The organism is Parabacteroides johnsonii DSM 18315, assembly GCF_025151045.1.
Classification (GTDB): Bacteria; Bacteroidota; Bacteroidia; order Bacteroidales; family Tannerellaceae; genus Parabacteroides; species Parabacteroides johnsonii.
Window position 1 is genome coordinate 4,711,792 of record NZ_CP102285.1, and the last position, 18,452, is coordinate 4,730,243.

Sequence of the window (18,452 nt, forward strand, 5' to 3'; positions counted from 1 at the left end):
TTCAATTGAGATGAGTAAACTTACAAAAAATCAAAAGTTGGCTTTGGGCAAGATTGAAGCTGGGAAAGCGTACACATTGAAGGAAGCTTCAGCTTTGGTAAAAGAAATTACTACTACTAAGTTTGATGCCTCTGTAGATGTTGATGTTCGTTTAGGTGTTGACCCTCGTAAAGCTAACCAAATGGTGAGAGGTGTGGTTTCACTGCCTCACGGAACGGGTAAGCAGGTTCGGGTTCTCGCATTATGTACACCAGACAAGGAAGCTGAAGCTACTGCTGCAGGTGCTGACTATGTTGGATTGGATGAGTATATTGAAAAGATTAAAGGCGGTTGGACTGATATTGACGTAATCATCACTATGCCTTCTATCATGGGTAAGATTGGTGCTCTGGGTAGAGTGTTAGGCCCGCGTGGTTTGATGCCTAACCCTAAGAGTGGTACGGTTACCAATGAAATTGGAAACGCAGTGAAAGAAGTTAAGCAAGGTAAGATCGACTTTAAGGTAGACAAATCCGGTATCGTTCACACTTCAATCGGTAAGATTTCTTTCAATCCCGATCAGATTCGTGACAATGCTAAGGAATTTATTTCAACTCTTTTGAAGTTGAAACCGTCTGCAGCTAAAGGTACATATATAAAGAGCATTTATCTTTCAAGTACAATGAGTGCGGGTATTAAAATTGACCCCAAATCAGTTGAAGAAAACTAATTAAAATTATTGGACAATGAAAAAGGAAGATAAAGGCTTAATTATAGGTCAACTGACTGAGATCGTAAAGGAATATCCTAACTTCTATTTGACTGACATCGAAGCATTGGATGCTGAGAAAACCAGCAAATTGAGACGGGAATGTTTCAAGAAAGAGATCAAGTTGGTTGTTGTAAAGAATAACTTGCTTAAAAAGGCATTGGAAAATGTAGAAGGCGATTTTTCTCCTCTGCAGGTTGCAATGAAAGGCAATACGGCTGTGATGTTCTCACAGACTGCTAATGCTCCCGCTCGTCTGATTAAGGAATTTACTAAGGATGCTAAGAAAGATGCTCCCGCTAAACCGGCATTGAAAGCTGCCTATGTACAGGAAAGCTTCTATGTAGGTGCAGAAAATCTTGAAGCCTTAGTAAATATCAAGAGCAAAAACGAACTTATCGGAGATGTTATCATGTTGTTGCAATCTCCGGCGAAGAACGTTATTTCTGCTCTTCAGTCATCAGGACAAACTATCCATGGTCTGTTGAAGACTTTGGAAGAAAGATAATTTTTTTAATTTACACAGATAAACAAACATTTAAATCATACAAAAATGGCAGATTTGAAAGCTTTTGCAGAACAATTAGTAAACCTGACCGTAAAAGAAGTTAGCGAACTGGCTACAATCCTGAAAGAAGAATATGGTATCGAACCTGCAGCTGCAGCTGTTGCTGTTGCTGGTCCTGCTGCTGGTGGCGCTGCTGCCGCTGCAGAAGAAAAAACTTCTTTTGACGTAGTATTGAAAGCAGCTGGTGCAAACAAGCTGGCTATCGTTAAGTTAGTAAAAGAATTAACTGGTCTTGGTTTGAAAGAAGCTAAAGATATGGTTGACGGTGCTCCTAGCGCTATCAAAGAAGGAATCGCTAAAGCTGATGCTGAAGCATTAAAGAAACAGTTGGAAGAAGCTGGAGCTGAAGTTGAGCTTAAATAGTATTTATAACCTGGTAATCAGGTGATTTGGTTAAGAGTCTCCCTTAAAGGAGATTCTTAACCTTTTTGTGTCTATAATTTCAATAAGTTCAATAAATTCCTTACTAGATGTCTTCAACAGCTGAAAACCAAAGAGTTAATTTTGCTTCGATCAAAAATCAGTTCCCATATCCGGACTTTCTCGAAGTACAATTGAAGTCATTCCAAGACTTTCTTCAACTTGACACGCCTCCTGAAAAGAGAAAAAAGGAGGGATTGTATAAGGTATTTGCCGAGAATTTTCCGATAGCAGATACGCGTAACAATTTTGTGTTGGAGTTCTTAGATTACTATATAGATCCGCCTCGCTATACGATTGACGAATGTATTGCTCGCGGATTAACCTATAGTGTGCCTTTAAAAGCGAAGTTAAAACTGTATTGTACAGACCCTGATCACGAAGATTTCGATACGGTGATACAGGATGTATATCTGGGCCCGATTCCGTATATGACGGAAAGAGGTACGTTCGTGATAAATGGTGCAGAGCGTGTTGTGGTTTCACAATTGCACCGTTCACCGGGTGTGTTCTTCGGACAGAGTACACACGCAAATGGTACGAAGTTGTATTCTGCACGTATCATTCCTTTTAAAGGTTCCTGGATCGAGTTTGCAACTGACATCAATAATGTGATGTATGCTTACATCGACCGTAAAAAGAAATTGCCTGTAACAACCCTTTTAAGAGCTATTGGTTTTGAAAGCGATAAAGACATTCTCGAAATCTTTAATCTGGCTGAAGAAGTAAAAGTTTCGAAAGCTAACCTGAAGAAGCTGATCGGTCGTAAACTGGCTGCTCGTGTTTTGAAGACTTGGGTGGAAGATTTCGTAGATGAAGATACCGGTGAGGTTGTTTCTATTGAACGTAATGACGTTATCATTGACCGCGAATCGGTCCTCGATAGCGATAATATTGAGGCTATTCTGGAATCTGGCACGCAGAACATTCTGTTACATCGTGAAGACCAGAATCTTTCGGATTATGCTATCATCTATAATACGCTCCAGAAAGACCCCAGTAACTCTGAAAAGGAAGCCGTCCTGTATATTTACCGTCAGTTGCGAAATGCAGAACCCGCAGATGAAGCAAGTGCCCGTGAAGTTATTCAGAACCTGTTCTTCTCTGAAAAGCGTTATGATTTAGGTGAAGTTGGCCGTTACAGAATTAATAAGAAGTTGAACCTTACTACCAGCGATGATATTAAGGTTTTGACAAAAGAAGATATAATCGAGATCATCAAATATCTGATTGAGTTGATCAACTCAAAAGCGATCGTTGATGATATCGACCACTTGAGCAACCGTCGTGTGCGTACAGTTGGCGAACAGTTGTACAACCAGTTCGGTATCGGTTTGGCTCGTATGTCACGTACTGTTCGTGAACGTATGAACGTGCGCGACAATGAAGTGTTTACTCCGATCGATTTGATCAACGCGAAGACTATTTCTTCTGTCGTTAACTCATTTTTCGGAACGAATGCTTTGTCTCAGTTTATGGACCAGACAAACCCGCTGGCTGAAATTACGCATAAACGTCGTTTGTCTGCATTGGGACCAGGCGGTCTGTCTCGTGAACGTGCCGGATTTGAGGTTCGTGACGTACACTATACGCATTATGGTCGTCTTTGTCCAATTGAAACTCCTGAAGGACCGAACATCGGTTTGATCTCTTCTTTGTGCGTATATGCTAAGATTAATGATCTTGGTTTTATCTCTACTCCGTACCGTAAGGTCGTTGATGGTAAGGTGGACTTCTCTGAGGAAGGTTTACAATATTACACTGCAGAAGAAGAAGAAGAATTAACGATTGCCCAAGGGAATGCTCCATTGGATAATGATGGTAAGTTTGTTCGTGATAGAGTGAAAGCTCGTTTTGAAGCTGATTTTCCGGTCGTACCTCCTACGGAGATCGACTTGATGGACGTTGCTCCGCAGCAGATCGCTTCTATTGCGGCTTCTTTGATTCCGTTCCTGGAACATGACGATGCTAACCGTGCATTGATGGGATCTAACATGATGCGCCAGGCAGTTCCTTTGTTGCGTACGGATGCTCCTATTGTTGGTACAGGTATCGAAGCACAGGTTGCTCGTGACTCACGCACCCAGATCATGGCTGAACGTGAGGGTGAAGTTGTATTTGTGGATGCGACTTGTATCAAAATCAAATATGACCGCTCGGAAGATGAAGAATTCGTAAGTTTCGAAGATGCGGTTAAGACATACAATATCCCGAAGTGGCGTAAGACTAACCAAAGTACGACTGTCGATTTGCGTCCGATCTGTCATCGTGGTCAGCGTGTGAAAGCCGGTGATATCTTGACGGAAGGTTATTCTACTCAGAATGGTGAGTTGGCATTGGGACGTAACGTGAAGGTGGCATATATGCCGTGGAAGGGTTACAACTATGAGGATGCTATTGTTTTGAACGAACGTATGGTTCGCGAAGACTTTTTTACTTCAGTTCACGTTGACGAATATATTTTGGAAGTTCGTGAAACGAAACGTGGTATGGAAGAATTAACATCCGATATCCCGAATGTCAGCGAAGAAGCTACTAAAGATTTGGACGAAAGAGGTATTGTTCGTGTTGGTGCTCGCATTGAACCGGGTGATATTTTGATCGGTAAGATTACTCCGAAGGGTGAATCTGATCCTTCTCCTGAAGAAAAATTGCTTCGTGCAATCTTCGGTGATAAGGCTGGTGACGTGAAAGATGCTTCTTTGAAAGCAACTCCGTCTCTTCGTGGTGTAGTTATTGAAACTGCTTTATTCTCGAAAGCTGTCAAGAAGCGTAAGTCCAGACTGACAGACAAGGCTATTCTGCCTAAGTTGGATGAAGAATACGAAATGAAGATGGCTGACCTGAAGAATCTGTTGGTTGACAAACTGTTGGTTTTGACGAATGGCAAGGTTTCTCAGGGAGTTAAAGACTATATGAATACAGAGATTATTGCGAAGGGGGTTAAGTTCTCTCGCAAGGCTCTGGAAGAATTGGATTATAATTCTATCCAGGTAAGTAAGTGGACGGCTGATGCTGATAAGAACGAGCTTATCAAGCAGGTGATTTTGAACTACCTGAAGAAATATAAGGAACTGGATGCTGAGCTGAGACGTAAGAAATTCGATCTTACAATCGGTGATGAACTGCCTACCGGTATTGTTCAGATGGCTAAGGTTTACATTGCTAAGAAACGTAAGATCCAGGTTGGTGATAAGATGGCTGGTCGTCATGGAAACAAGGGTATTGTTTCCAAAATCGTTCGTCAGGAAGATATGCCATTCCTGGAAGACGGAACTCCGGTTGATATCTGTTTGAATCCGCTGGGTGTGCCTTCTCGTATGAACTTGGGACAGATTTTTGAAGCTGTGTTGGGTTGGGCAGGCCGCACGATGGGAGTTAAATTTGCTACTCCTATCTTCGACGGTGCAACATTGGATGATATGAACGAATGGACAGATAAAGCCGGATTGCCCCGTTACGGTAAGAGCTACTTGTATGACGGTGGAACTGGTGAACGTTTTGACCAGCCGGCTACAGTGGGTGTTACTTACTTCCTGAAGTTGGGGCACATGGTTGATGATAAGATGCATGCTCGTTCAATCGGTCCGTACTCTCTTATTACTCAGCAGCCTCTGGGTGGTAAGGCACAATTTGGTGGTCAGCGTTTTGGAGAGATGGAAGTTTGGGCACTGGAAGCTTTCGGTGCTGCACATGTGCTTCAGGAAATTCTTACGATCAAGTCTGACGACGTTGTCGGACGTTCTAAGGCTTACGAAGCAATCGTGAAAGGTGATCCGATGCCACAGCCGGGTATCCCCGAATCTTTGAACGTGTTGTTACACGAGCTGAGAGGTCTTGGTTTAAGCTTTACTCTGGATTAATTCAAAAACAATATAAGTGGATGGGTTTTAGCCTATCCGCTTATTCATTGATAACTCTTTATAAATAAAAAATATGGCCTTTAGAAAAGAAAACAAGATAAAGAGTAACTTTTCAAAAATAACCATCGGTTTGGCTTCCCCTGAAGAGATTCTTGAAAACTCCAGTGGTGAAGTTCTGAAACCGGAAACGATTAACTATCGTACATACAAACCTGAACGTGACGGTCTTTTCTGCGAGCGTATTTTCGGTCCGATCAAGGACTATGAATGCCATTGCGGTAAATACAAGCGTATTCGTTATAAAGGTATTGTCTGCGATCGTTGCGGGGTAGAAGTTACAGAGAAGAAAGTGCGTCGTGAACGTATGGGACACATTCATCTGGTTGTTCCTGTCGCTCATATCTGGTATTTCCGTTCCCTGCCCAATAAAATCGGTTACTTGTTAGGCTTGCCGACCAAGAAACTGGATTCTATTATCTATTACGAACGTTATGTTGTGATTCAGCCGGGTTGTGTAGACACTGTTGCTGAATTGGACTTGCTTTCGGAAGAAGAATATTTGCAGATTCTGGATAACCTGCCAAAGGAAAATCAGATGCTGGAAGATACAGACCCGAATAAGTTTATCGCAAAGATCGGTGCTGAAGCTATCTATGATTTGCTGGCTCGTCTGGACTTGGATTCTTTGTCTTACGAATTGCGTCACCGCGCAAGCACAGACGGTTCGCAACAGCGTAAGAACGAAGCATTAAAGCGTTTGCAGGTTGTTGAATCTTTCCGTGCATCCAGAGGTCGTAACAAACCGGAATGGATGATCGTGAAGGTTGTCCCTGTTATCCCGCCTGAACTGCGTCCGTTGGTTCCGCTGGATGGTGGACGTTTTGCGACTTCCGATTTGAATGACTTGTATCGTCGTGTTATTATTCGTAATAACCGTCTGAAGCGGTTAATTGATATCAAAGCTCCCGAGGTTATTTTGCGTAATGAAAAACGTATGCTTCAGGAGGCTGTGGACTCTCTGTTTGACAATTCTCGTAAATCGAGTGCTGTTAAGACTGATGCTAACCGTCCGTTGAAGTCTCTTTCCGACAGTTTGAAGGGTAAACAAGGTCGTTTCCGTCAGAACCTGTTAGGTAAGCGTGTTGACTATTCGGCTCGTTCGGTTATCGTTGTAGGTCCTGAATTGAAAATGCATGAATGTGGTCTGCCGAAGAATATGGCAGCCGAACTTTATAAACCTTTTGTGATCCGTAAATTGATCGAACGCGGTATTGTAAAAACGGTTAAGTCTGCAAAGAAGATCGTTGACCGTAAGGAACCGGTGGTTTGGGATATTTTGGAGTATGTAATGAAAGGTCATCCGGTATTGTTGAACCGTGCACCGACTCTGCACCGTCTGGGTATCCAGGCATTCCAGCCGAAGTTGATCGAAGGCAAGGCTATTCAGTTGCATCCGTTGGCATGTACGGCATTTAACGCCGACTTCGACGGTGACCAGATGGCTGTTCACTTGCCTTTAGGAAACGAGGCCGTACTGGAAGCGCAGATGTTGATGCTTGCTTCTCATAACATTCTGAATCCAGCTAACGGTGCACCTATTACCGTTCCTTCTCAGGATATGGTGTTAGGTTTGTACTACATAACAAAAATGCGTAAGGGAACACAGGGTGAAGGCCTTGTTTTCTATGGACCGGAAGAAGCAACGATCGCATATAATGAAAAGAAAGTGGATATCCATGCTCCGATCAAAGTATATGTGAACGACATTGACAAAGAAGGTAATCCGGTTAAGAAAATGGTCGAAACTTCTGTCGGACGTTTGATGGTTAATGAATTTGTTCCGGAAGAAGTCGGTTATATAAATGAAGTATTGGGTAAAAAAGCTCTCCGTGATATCATCGGTAAGGTGATCAAGGCTTGTGGTGTTGCCCGTACGGCTCAGTTCTTGGATGATATCAAGAATCTGGGTTATTATATGGCCTTCAAGGGTGGTTTGTCATTCAACTTGGCTGACGTTCTGATCCCACCTGAAAAAGAGGCGTTGGTGAAAGAAGGGTATGAGGAAGTTGAACAGATCATGAACAACTATAACATGGGCTTCATTACCAACAACGAGCGTTATAATCAGATTATTGATACTTGGACACATGTCAACAGTAAGTTGTCCGACACATTGATGAAGCAGTTGACTGCTGATAATGACGGTTTCAACTCTATCTATATGATGATGGATTCTGGGGCCCGTGGTTCTAAAGAACAGATTCGTCAGTTGTCTGGTATGCGTGGTTTGATGGCAAAACCGCAGAAGAGTGGTGCAGAAGGTGGTCAGATTATTGAAAACCCGATCCTTTCTAACTTTAAGGAAGGTCTGTCTGTGTTGGAGTATTTTATTTCTACTCACGGTGCTCGTAAGGGTTTGGCCGATACCGCTTTGAAGACTGCTGATGCTGGTTACTTGACCCGTCGTCTGGTTGATGTATCTCATGATGTGATCATCAATGAAGAAGACTGTGGAACGTTGCGTGGTTTGGTTTGTACGGAATTGAAGAACAATGATGAAGTGATCGCCAGCTTGGGTGAACGTATTTTGGGACGCGTTTCTGTTCATGATGTCATTCATCCGTTGACAGGCGAAGTAATTGTCCGTGCCGGTGAAGAAATTCGTGAAGATGCCGCTAAGATGATTGAGGATTCTCCGATCGAAAGTGTTGAAATCCGTTCTGTATTGACTTGTGAATCCAAGAAGGGGGTTTGTGCAAAATGTTATGGCCGTAACTTGGCTACGAACCGGATGGTTCAGAAAGGTGAGGTCGTGGGGGTTATCGCTGCACAGTCAATCGGTGAACCGGGTACTCAGTTGACATTGCGTACATTCCATGTCGGTGGTATCGCATCTAACGTGGCAACAGAAAACAGTATCACTTCTAAATATGACGGTGTTCTGGAAATCGAAGAACTTCGTGCTGTGGATAGCGAAGAAAACGGTAAGAAGTTCCAGGTTGTTGTCAGCCGTTTGGCTGAACTTCGTATTGTCGATCCGACAACTAAGATCGTATTGCTGGCTCACAACATTCCTTATGGTTCCAAGTTGTTCTTCAAGAACGGAGATACAATCAAGAAGGGTGATGTTATCATCGAATGGGACCCGTTCAACGCCGTTATCGTATCGGAAGTTTCCGGTAAGATCGAATTCGAAAGTTTGGTCGAAAATGTTACTTACAATGTTGAAAGTGACGAAACGACCGGCTTGAAAGAAAAGATCATTATCGAATCTAAAGATAAGACAAAAGCTCCGGCTGCCCATATCGTGGATGAAAACGGAAACTATCTGAAGAATTATTCGTTACCGTTAGGTGCTCACGTTGTAAAAGATGAGGGCGATGTGGTTAAAGCTGGTGAGGTTTTGGTTAAGATCCCGCGTGCAGTAAGTAAAGCAGGTGATATTACCGGTGGTTTGCCTCGTGTAACAGAATTGTTCGAGGCTCGTAACCCGTCTAACCCGGCTGTGGTTTCTGAAATCGATGGTGAAGTAGGTTTTGGCAAGATCAAGCGTGGTAACCGTGAAATTACTGTTACATCCAAATTAGGTGAAGTAAAGAAATATATGGTGCCTCTGTCTAAGCAGTTGCTTGTTCAGGAAAACGACTATATCCGTGCCGGTATGCCGCTCTCTGATGGTGCGACTACTCCGTCTGATATTTTGGCAATTATGGGACCGACGGCTGTTCAAGAATATATCGTAAATGAAATTCAGGATGTATATCGTCTACAAGGTGTAAAAATTAACGATAAGCATTTTGAGGTAATCGTTCGCCAGATGATGCGTAAGGTTGAAATTATCGATCCGGGAGATACTCGCTTCTTGGAACAGCAGGTGGTTGATAAACTGGAAGTAATGGATGAAAACGATCGTATCTGGGGTAAGAAAGTTGTGACGGACCCAGGAGATTCTCAGACATTGCAGGCTGGTCAGATCGTAACTGTTCGTAAGTTGAGAGACGAGAATAGTATGCTGAAACGTCGTGACTTGAAATTGGTTGAGGTGCGTGATGCTGTTCCTGCTACGGCTAACCAGATTCTTCAGGGTATCACTCGTGCCGCTTTGCAGACAAACAGCTTTATGTCTGCCGCATCTTTCCAGGAAACAACTAAAGTGCTGAATGAAGCTGCTATCAATGGAAAAGTGGATCGTCTGGAAGGTTTGAAAGAAAACGTTATCTGCGGTCATTTGATTCCTGCCGGTACAGGCCAGCGTGATTTTGACAAGTTGGTTGTCGGTGCTAAAGATGAGTTCGAACGTATCTTTGCAAATCGTAAAAATGTCGTAGACTTCAATACTATGGACAGAGACGACGAGTAAAATGCGGAATAAATAATGAGAAGGGTTACCGATATTCGGTAGCCCTTTTTTATTTTCTGTTATTTGTTTAATAAAATCAGAGTCCTTATATTTGTGTATTATCTTGATAATTAAAATGAATCATATATGAAAAAAGTTCTACTTTATTTATTCACTCTTCTGTTCTCAACGAATGTAGTTTTTGCTAAACATCTTGATAATGAAATGAATGTGATGTCTTTTAATATTCGCATGAGTACAAAATCTGATGGAGCTAACTGGTGGGAATACAGAAAAGACCTGGCAGCCAATGTGATCAAGTTTTATGATGTCGATATGTTTGGTGCTCAAGAAGTCTTGCATAACCAGTTGACGGATTTATTAGACCGTTTGCCGGACTATGGCTATGTTGGGGTAGGGCGTGAAGATGGTAAGACAAAAGGGGAATATTCTCCTATATTTTATAGAAAGGACCGTTTCTCAGTTGTCAAAAGTGGTAATTTTTGGCTGGCGGAAGATATGAATGCCGTGGGCAAAAAAGGCTGGGATGCCGCTTGCGAGCGTGTTGCGACTTGGGCGGTATTCAAAGATAAGGAATCCGAAAAAGAGTTTTTCTTTCTGAATACCCATTTGGATCACATGGGGCAGATCGCTCGTCATGAAGGGGCTTCTTTAGTCTTAGAGCAGGTAAAGCTGCTTGCCGGAAATCTTCCGGTAATTGTTACTGGTGACTTTAATGCTGTTCCGACCGATGATCCGATCAAAGTCTTAACAGATGAAAAAGATCTTCGGCATTTGACACATACTCGTACATTGGCTCCTTTGTGCTACGGGCCTGAGTGGACTTTCCACGACTACGGACGTGTTCCTTTGGACGAACGTGTATGGATTGATTATATCTTTATAAAAGGTAATATCAAAGTGCTTCGCCATGGTGTTTTGACTGAAAGTTTGGGTAACTTGTATCCTTCAGATCATTGTCCTGTTATATCGAGATTACTTGTTCAGTAAGTGTTATGAGTTCCGTAGATGTATTAAGAGAAATTACGCCGCTTTCACCGGAAGACTGTTTCCTTGTGATGCAGCGGCCTAAGCGTAGTTTTTCCTATCCGCTTCATGTGCATCCGGAATTTGAATTGAACTATTTGGAGAATGCTGGTGGTGCGATCCGAATCGTTGGTGATTCGGTGGAGGAGATGGAGGATCTTGATCTATTACTGGTTGCAGGTGGAGCCAAGCATGCTTATTCAAACCACAAATGTCTGAGTACGGATATTTTGGAAATTACAATTCAGTTCCATGCCTCTCTTTTTGATAGTCTAATCAACAAGCGTCATTTCAAAACTATAAAGGATATGTTTGAGAAAGCCTCATGCGGTCTTGTTTTTAGTCGTGAAATGGTTTTGCGTATTCAACCTGAGTTGAAAAAGCTATCGAGTGATAAGCCGGATTCGTTTTATAATTTATTACGTTTGATAGAAATACTCAAGACTTTGTCGTTAGATGAGAAGGCACGCAAGTTAAACGCTATCAATACTGTAGAAAACTTTAGCAATATAGATAATGATCGCTTGGATACGATCATGTTGTTTTTGCATGAAAATTATCAGCGTCCGGTTTTATTATCCGAACTTGCTTCGTTAATAAATATGAGTGAAGCGTCACTTACCCGGTTTCTGAAAAAGTGGACGGGAAAAACTTTTATTGACAATTTGAATGACATTCGTATAGCTGAAGCGGTGTGCAGACTGATCGACACAAGTGATACAATAGCAGAAATATGCTATAAATCTGGTTTTAATAACTTATCGAATTTTAATCGGGCTTTTAAGCGACGAAAAGGTAATACTCCTACCGAATATCGTGAAAAATATGCACGTACTCGTTTTAGGGTTTGAAACATGATTTTAAACTAATTCACAGAATAGATAAATTATATGTGACGGAATAGTATCATATAATGATAAAATAGTATTTGGTGGTTAATTGCATGAGACATATCTTTGTAATGTTGAATAAACAATGAAATTACTAAGACGAATAGCCTTAGTTTAAGCGTCGAGATTATAAAATATTAAACACAATAAGGTATTTTTTTACATTGGTCTAAAGAATTGAGAATTAAAAACACAACTGAAAAAGGGCTGCCTGTGAAGGTAGCCCTTTTTATTTGATACTATTCCGATTTTAATATGTATATTTGTCTTAGAATATTTATAATCAAATATAGAAATATGGAAAATAACAAACCGACAAATGAGATTCAGGTAGAGCTGTCAGAAGAGATGGCTCAGGGAACGTATGCAAATCTGGCAATTATATCACATTCTTCATCCGAGTTCATACTGGATTTTATCCGTGTTGTGCCGGGGGCCCCGAAAGCACAGGTGAAAAGCCGCGTCATTCTGACTCCGGACAATGCAAAACGACTTTTGTTCGCTTTGCAGGATAACCTAGCAAAGTTTGAAGAACAAGCGAGTGGTAAAACCGCCAAGTTTGAAGATTTTGTTCCTCCTATCGGAGGTGTGAAAGGGGAAGCCTGATTCCCGGACAGAAAATAAAAAAGGTCGCTCAACCGGAGCGACCTTTTTTATTTGTAAGTGTGTGATTATCCGAGTCTCTTGTTTATAACGATATGACCGATATAACCCAGAATAATGACTCCTAGACCGGTAAGAAGAATAGTATTTGACAATCCTCCGTTAATTGCCGGTACAGCCAAAATGATAACACCGATAAGGAGTACGATTACCCCCAGATTTTTCAATAATTCGTTCATGGTGATAGATATTTTATATATTATTTTTTTTCTACCGCAAATAAAGCAATAATAACCCGATTGCAAAAATATTTTGGGACAAAAATGATGAAACCATTGAATTTAGCTTTTATATTTGTGAAATAATACAGTTATATATGCTACGAATACTTTATATGCTCTATTTATGGTTGTTTGTGGTCCCAGTTTTTGTGGTATTGACCATATTGACAGCCCTTACGGTTATTGTGGGTTGCCTGTTAGGCGGGGAAAGAATATTTGCTTATTATCCGGGAATGATCTGGTCATGGTTGACTTGCCATTTGGCCCTTTGTCCAGTGAAGGTGAAAGGACGGGAAAATATAGACCGGAAGAAATCGTATGTTTTTGTAGCCAACCACCAGGGAGCTTTTGATATATTCCTTATATATGGTTTTTTAGGTGTTCCGATCAAGTGGGTGATGAAGGCTGGTATTGCTAAAATTCCGTTTGTAGGAGCTGCTTGCCGGGCAGCCGGTTTTATCTTCGTCGATAATTCGACACCGAAAGCTGCTGCCCGTAGTGTATTGGAGGCAGAGCGTAGCCTGAAGAACGGAGCGTCGGTGGTGGTATTCCCGGAGGGTTCACGTACTTATGATGGAAAGATGATCCGTTTTAAGAAAGGAGCTTACCAGATGGCAGCCGACCAGCATTTACAGATTGTCCCGATCACCTTGAACGGACCTTTTGACGTATTACCGATTGGTTCATTGAATATTCACCGTCACAAGATGGAAATGGTCATTCATCCGCCTATCCCGACCGAAGGGATGGATGCTTCCCATAAAGGATTGCAACAGATGGCTGATAAAACACAAGACATCATTGCGTCAGCCTTATGGGAGCAATATAGATAATCTATTTCCAGGATTTTAAAATACCACGTTTGCAGACACTCAGACTGAACCCGACGTTATCTCCATAGAGTGAACCAGCATCTGCGGCTACAGCTCCTGTGAATTCCCAACCTTGCAGGCGTGGATGGTGATATTTGACTTCCACCTGTCCGGAATTGCTTCTTTTGTTATCCAGAAACGGGGCATAAGGTTTTCCCCAGCTATTCATGAGTGTGTATCTGAGGCGATAGGAAACCATTGGCGACAGGTCTCCTTCAAATGCCAAATGCCAGGCACGGACACGTGTATTCTTGAAATCCACATCCCCGTTCGTATTATATTGAGGGGAAGTCAGAAGTGGTGATCCTATACCTTGTCCGAAATAGGAAGAACCGGTTATGTATTCTATATTATTGTAATAATCATCTCCGCCACCACCCGGACCTTGATATTTGTCATGGTCGAAGATGATAAAATGGAAAGGCCCGCTCTGATTGCGGGTGACCAAATATTCCGTTACAACCTTCTTTAGCCAAGGAAGGCGTGGAAGATCCAACTGTACTCCCCAAAGTCCATCTGTCCCGTTCCCGAATATCATTCCAGATTTATCTTCGAAGTAATGCTGGTGATAAGCCGCCAGTTTCCAGTTCGGCATCGTATATTCCAGTTTGAAATCGTATGAACCGAAATGATTGCCAAGCACATTAATCTGGTCTGACAGAGTAGCATCGTCTCCACCTTCGCTACCACAAACCACCCGGATAAAATCTTTCAGGGAATGAGGTTGTACGCCTATTTTCGGATTGCTGGATGTTCCCCCCCACTGTGCCCAGTGTTGCACGCCGATAATACCGGAAAGCGGAAAATTGTTTTGCGTGTCCTTGATGCGGACATAAAAAGATTTATGATGCCAAAGGACGTTCTTTACATAGGTTTGTTTCCCATTGGAGAAATCTTCCAGATATCCGGTATCGAAAGACTTGCCTACCGCAAAATCTCCCTTTACCTGCATCCAGCCCTTTGTGAGCGGTACAATGGTAAATTCCGGCATACTCAGTTTTATTTCCGGAATCGGGCGTGCGTTAGGAGAAAGAACCATGTCACCGGAACTGAGGGAATGATCCCAAAGCGAATGTCGGTTTTCTTTGCTTCCCACACTCAGAAGCATACTTTTATATCCTAACTCGGCATATATCTGCTGAATATACACATTGCGGTAGCGAGGTACGGCAGCGACGATATCCAGCCCTGCACTCCAGCGAAATCCCTTCCCTAAATATTGCTGATGAAAAACTCCGGCGTTTAGATAACCGTTGTTGGCGTCCAGAGGAACTATCCCGTACCGATTGCTTACCATCCAGAATGGAGTAGTCGATCCGCTGCTGGCCGATCCGAAAACTTCGGCTTTATATGAGGTTGCATCTTCTACTTCTTCCGTCTGTGCAAAAGTATTTGCAGCGTGGAGAAGAGCGGCAACTGCAATGATTGTCTGTAAGGCTTTCATTCCATATTTATTTTAACCGGACAAAGGTAAGGATTAAAACTTACCGGCCGATATCTCATTTCGAAAAGAAGTATAAGCATTCTGAAAATACAAATATCAGAATAATCAATGTTTATTTTCCCGGTAACCAGTCGAATACTGTGCGATATACATGGTCGCGCGAGTCCTTTTCAGAGAGTATCAAGTCATGAATCCCGTTCTGTATCGTGTCGCGTGTAACATGATTGCCCAATTTTTGTCCGTATTTTTGAATATCATGTACATCCAGCACGATATCGGAAGACAGATACTCGTTGTTCCATTCTTTTGTTTCCGGGAACGACTTGTTTGACGACATTACCAGTACCGGACAGTCCAGGTCGATCCCTTTCTGCACTGTTTTCTGTGCCTCTTGTATGGCATTTATCCATCCGGCTTTTTTCGGATGCCCATTCATCATCTTCCAATTCGTATTATATACCCATTCCCCTTTGAATCGTTTGAGTAGGCTATGAGCATACGAAGCATCTCCGTATCCTTGTACGGTCAGGTTTGGAAATAGTTTCCCGATGCAGGAAACTACAGGGATTACGATCTTTTCCATCATCCATCCGAAATTCCAGTCCAGAAAAGGGCTGTTTAATATCAATCCGTCAACGGGAAGTTTTCCTTTTTTGCTGTCCAGATAATATGGCGTAATCAATCCACCGGTAGAATGTGCCATTAGCAATATTTTGTCATTCCCTTCTTCCTTAATGATGGCAAGAGCAGTATCGAGGTCTGCAAAATACTCTTTCAAACTTTTGCAGAAGAAAGGATTCTGGTTCGGCAGGATCGAGCGTCCGTACTTGCGGAGGTCCATAGCATAAAAGTTATAACCGTGGGCATTCACGCTGTCACCCAATTGCTTTTGAAAAAAATAGTCGTTGTAGCCATGTATATACAGGATTGCCTGTTTGGTCTCCGGCAACTGCGGTTTCTTGACAAGTGTGCAGACGACTTTTCCCTCGTAATCATCCGGCATCTGAATGGTCCGGCGCAGATAATTGTCACCCAACACATCCGGAATGTATTGGGCGTACATTATAGAGACGAAAAGCAGTAATAAGATCGTAAAGTATAGTTTCCGTGCCATATCTGTTTTTTATTTCTTTACTATAACGCGTTCATCCTGATGTTTGTTGCAGGTGAAGGCTACAAAAATACAATCTTCTTTATATATCTTGGGTTATCTGTTGTAACATTTGTTTCTAATGACTAACTTGCAGGGCAAAAATACAGAAAGGCTGATACTCGGAGTTTAGAATGAAAAATGCGTTGCTTATTATTTGTTTTATCCTTACACAAGTTTCTGTTGTAAGCGGAGTTGTTGCGAATGACCTTGATGATTTGCGACAAGAATTGAAAAACTTGCCGGATAGCAGTAAATTGATAAAGTTGAATGAGCTACTTTATCAGAATAACCGTAACAGGGTGTTTAAAACCTACGCAGACCTGCTATTGGAAGAGGCCCGGCGACAAAAGAACGATTTCTATAAAGGGAACGCTTTATTATCGATCATGCGCTATTACTATTCCAAAAATCCGGACAGCCTGCGTTTTTATCTGAAACAAGCCGAGCCAATTTATTTAGCTACTAATCGGATAGAAGATCTATGCCGGGCGAAAGGTTGGAATATCTATACTTTGATCTCAGGAGGAACGCATGACCAGGTAATTGGAGAAGTAGAGAGTTTGAAGGAATTGGCTACCCGTCTCAACTATCCGGAAGGGGTCGATATGGCCAACCAGGCCTTAGCCAGTTTTTATTTCAATATCGGATTGAAAGATGAAGGTATCCGTTTATGTAATGAAATCTTGCAAGGAATGGAAGAACGTGGAGCCTCCCGTGTTCGCCGGTTCTATTTGTTACGTTTGTTGTTAAATCAAAAACCTGAGCAGGAATACTTGTTCAAGCTCGATACCTGTATAAAGAACTGCGAAGAAGAAGGAATCACCCAGCTGGATGCGGAGCATTCGCTAACTTATCTGAAACATGCTTATCATCTTTATTCCGTACAGTATTATATAGCTTGTAAAGACTCTTCGCAAGCCTATTTCCATTTGCAGAAGTTAGGTGAATTAGAGAAACGGTACAATATGAATACGGAAAGGATCATGGCACAGTTTCTCTGGATGAGTTATTATAATCTGGTCGGCGAGTATGACAAGGCATTGGTGATTATAGACCAGTTGAAACATATTCTGTTGAGCAACAAGCGTTATAATGACTGGGTTACGGTGGAAGCTATCAGAGCCGATATCTATTATAAAATGGGAAGAGGAATGGAGTCAGCCAAGGCTTACAGAGACTCGAAAGCCGTACATGATTCGGTTATCCAAGCCCAATATTATGAAGATCTGGCCAAGTTGAGAACACAACGTGAAGTTGATAAGTTGGAATTACAAAGCCGGAAACTGGAGCTGGAAGCTGAAAAGTCTCGTGTCCGATCCTGGATATTCGGTAGTGGTGCCATCATCTTGCTCCTGCTTTGCGGGGTGTTGGGATTCCTGGCTTATTCCCGCCACCGTTATGGAGCCCGTTTGAAAATTGCAAAAGAAAAAGCGGAGGAGGCGGATCATTTGAAGTCTGCCTTTCTTGCCAATATGAACCATGAGATACGGACACCATTAAATGCAATAGTCGGTTTTTCGCAAGTAATAGCCGAGGAAAGTGATATAGAAACACGCCGGGAATTTGCCAAGATCATCCAAAACAACAACGAACTGTTGCAGCGTTTGATAGAGGACGTACTGGATATTTCGAAAATAGAATCGAACACGCTTACATTCGTATTGACGGATCAGGATTTGCAGGCATTGATGAAAGACCTTTATAGCATTATGTCGTTACGGATATCTGAAAACGTAGAACTACAGTTGGACGATTGTCCTCGTTTTACGCTTCGTACGGACCGGAACCGACTGACACAAGTGTTGGCGAACTTGTTGACCAATGCTATCAAGCATACCCATGAAGGTTATATCCGTTTTGGTTATAAGGTGGCGGCTGGCGAGATCTGTTTTTATGTAGCGGATACGGGCGAAGGAATACCGGAAGACCAGTTGGAGCACGTGTTTGACCGTTTTGTCAAACTGACGGAATGGACAACAGGTGTCGGTTTGGGGCTTGCTATCTCCAAAGCCCTGGTGGCGAAGCTTGGCGGTCGTATGGAAGTTTGTTCCAAACAGGGAGAAGGTTCTACTTTTAGTGTTATTTTTCCTGTGTGATCCATTCTCTGCCACTCCCATCCTTGAAGAGATGTTGTTAATAGGCAAAATTAATCCGGTGGAATTTGGGTAATTTTATTAGTAAAAGTTATTTTTGCAAAGTTAACAACACATGCACTTGTACTTGG

General features: G+C 42.3%; 13 protein-coding genes. 10 read left to right on the top strand and 3 right to left on the bottom strand.

Features of this window, described 5'->3' with window-relative positions; genetic code table 11:
• Positions 1–10: 10 nt before the first annotated feature.
• From rplA to NQ564_RS19180, 8 genes are all read left to right on the top strand, one after another.
• Complete coding sequence (gene rplA, locus NQ564_RS19145) at positions 11–709, top strand: 50S ribosomal protein L1 (RefSeq protein WP_005648088.1); 699 nt, start codon at positions 11–13, stop codon at positions 707–709.
• 16 nt (positions 710–725) lie between these two features.
• Positions 726–1,256: a 50S ribosomal protein L10 gene (gene rplJ / locus NQ564_RS19150; RefSeq protein ID WP_005648086.1), complete on the top strand. Its 531-nt coding sequence runs from the start codon at positions 726–728 to the stop codon at positions 1,254–1,256.
• A 45-nt stretch (positions 1,257–1,301) separates the two neighbouring features.
• Complete coding sequence (gene rplL / locus NQ564_RS19155) at positions 1,302–1,679, top strand: 50S ribosomal protein L7/L12 (protein ID WP_005637133.1); 378 nt, start codon at positions 1,302–1,304, stop codon at positions 1,677–1,679.
• A gap of 107 nt (positions 1,680–1,786) precedes the next feature.
• Positions 1,787–5,599: a DNA-directed RNA polymerase subunit beta gene (gene rpoB / locus NQ564_RS19160; RefSeq protein ID WP_008152451.1), complete on the top strand. Its 3,813-nt coding sequence runs from the start codon at positions 1,787–1,789 to the stop codon at positions 5,597–5,599.
• A gap of 73 nt (positions 5,600–5,672) precedes the next feature.
• A complete protein-coding gene (gene rpoC, locus NQ564_RS19165; RefSeq protein WP_008154457.1) occupies positions 5,673–9,959 on the top strand; it encodes a DNA-directed RNA polymerase subunit beta' in 4,287 nt (1,428 codons plus the stop codon).
• Between the two features lie 126 nt (positions 9,960–10,085).
• Entirely contained in the window at positions 10,086–10,949 is an 864-nt protein-coding gene (locus tag NQ564_RS19170) for an endonuclease/exonuclease/phosphatase family protein (RefSeq protein WP_008152448.1), read from the top strand.
• 5 nt (positions 10,950–10,954) lie between these two features.
• A complete protein-coding gene (locus NQ564_RS19175) occupies positions 10,955–11,836 on the top strand; it encodes an AraC family transcriptional regulator (protein ID WP_008152447.1) in 882 nt (293 codons plus the stop codon).
• 336 nt (positions 11,837–12,172) lie between these two features.
• On the top strand, positions 12,173–12,481 hold the full coding sequence (locus tag NQ564_RS19180; RefSeq protein WP_008154464.1) for a DUF3467 domain-containing protein: 309 nt from the start codon (positions 12,173–12,175) through the stop codon (positions 12,479–12,481).
• 65 nt (positions 12,482–12,546) lie between these two features.
• Here NQ564_RS19180 and NQ564_RS19185 read toward each other — a convergent pair whose 3' ends face one another.
• The gene (locus NQ564_RS19185) at positions 12,547–12,717 is read right to left on the bottom strand and encodes a hypothetical protein (RefSeq protein WP_005637127.1); all 171 of its coding nucleotides are present in this window, start codon (positions 12,715–12,717) and stop codon (positions 12,547–12,549) included.
• Positions 12,718–12,854: 137 nt separating this feature from the next.
• On the opposite strand from NQ564_RS19185, the gene NQ564_RS19190 reads away from it, so the two are divergent.
• Positions 12,855–13,592 carry a lysophospholipid acyltransferase family protein gene (locus tag NQ564_RS19190; RefSeq protein ID WP_008152444.1) on the top strand — a complete coding sequence of 246 codons (738 nt, stop codon included), beginning with the start codon at positions 12,855–12,857 and terminating at the stop codon, positions 13,590–13,592.
• 1 nt (position 13,593) lies between these two features.
• On the opposite strand, the gene NQ564_RS19195 is transcribed toward NQ564_RS19190, so the two are convergent.
• Both NQ564_RS19195 and NQ564_RS19200 read right to left on the bottom strand, forming a co-directional pair.
• Positions 13,594–15,075, bottom strand: a complete 1,482-nt coding sequence (locus tag NQ564_RS19195; protein ID WP_008152442.1) for a capsule assembly Wzi family protein — start codon at positions 15,073–15,075, stop codon at positions 13,594–13,596.
• A gap of 112 nt (positions 15,076–15,187) precedes the next feature.
• Positions 15,188–16,189, bottom strand: coding sequence for an alpha/beta hydrolase (locus tag NQ564_RS19200; protein ID WP_008152441.1), 1,002 nt, complete (start codon positions 16,187–16,189; stop codon positions 15,188–15,190).
• A 170-nt stretch (positions 16,190–16,359) separates the two neighbouring features.
• On the opposite strand from NQ564_RS19200, the gene NQ564_RS19205 reads away from it, so the two are divergent.
• The gene (locus NQ564_RS19205; protein ID WP_008152439.1) at positions 16,360–18,324 is read left to right on the top strand and encodes a sensor histidine kinase; all 1,965 of its coding nucleotides are present in this window, start codon (positions 16,360–16,362) and stop codon (positions 18,322–18,324) included.
• Positions 18,325–18,452 lie beyond the last annotated feature (128 nt).

Excerpts from the sequence above, each read along its gene's own strand:
- rplA (WP_005648088.1), top strand. The coding sequence starts at position 11 with ATGAGTAAACTTACAAAAAATCAAAAGTTGGCTTTGGGCAAGATTGAA.
- rplJ (WP_005648086.1), top strand. The coding sequence starts at position 726 with ATGAAAAAGGAAGATAAAGGCTTAATTATAGGTCAACTGACTGAGATC.
- rplL (WP_005637133.1), top strand. The coding sequence starts at position 1,302 with ATGGCAGATTTGAAAGCTTTTGCAGAACAATTAGTAAACCTGACCGTA.
- rpoB (WP_008152451.1), top strand. The coding sequence starts at position 1,787 with ATGTCTTCAACAGCTGAAAACCAAAGAGTTAATTTTGCTTCGATCAAA.
- rpoC (WP_008154457.1), top strand. The coding sequence starts at position 5,673 with ATGGCCTTTAGAAAAGAAAACAAGATAAAGAGTAACTTTTCAAAAATA.
- NQ564_RS19170 (WP_008152448.1), top strand. The coding sequence starts at position 10,086 with ATGAAAAAAGTTCTACTTTATTTATTCACTCTTCTGTTCTCAACGAAT.
- NQ564_RS19175 (WP_008152447.1), top strand. The coding sequence starts at position 10,955 with ATGAGTTCCGTAGATGTATTAAGAGAAATTACGCCGCTTTCACCGGAA.
- NQ564_RS19180 (WP_008154464.1), top strand. The coding sequence starts at position 12,173 with ATGGAAAATAACAAACCGACAAATGAGATTCAGGTAGAGCTGTCAGAA.
- NQ564_RS19185 (WP_005637127.1), bottom strand. The coding sequence starts at position 12,717 with ATGAACGAATTATTGAAAAATCTGGGGGTAATCGTACTCCTTATCGGT.
- NQ564_RS19190 (WP_008152444.1), top strand. The coding sequence starts at position 12,855 with ATGCTACGAATACTTTATATGCTCTATTTATGGTTGTTTGTGGTCCCA.
- NQ564_RS19195 (WP_008152442.1), bottom strand. The coding sequence starts at position 15,075 with ATGAAAGCCTTACAGACAATCATTGCAGTTGCCGCTCTTCTCCACGCT.
- NQ564_RS19200 (WP_008152441.1), bottom strand. The coding sequence starts at position 16,189 with ATGGCACGGAAACTATACTTTACGATCTTATTACTGCTTTTCGTCTCT.
- NQ564_RS19205 (WP_008152439.1), top strand. The coding sequence starts at position 16,360 with ATGAAAAATGCGTTGCTTATTATTTGTTTTATCCTTACACAAGTTTCT.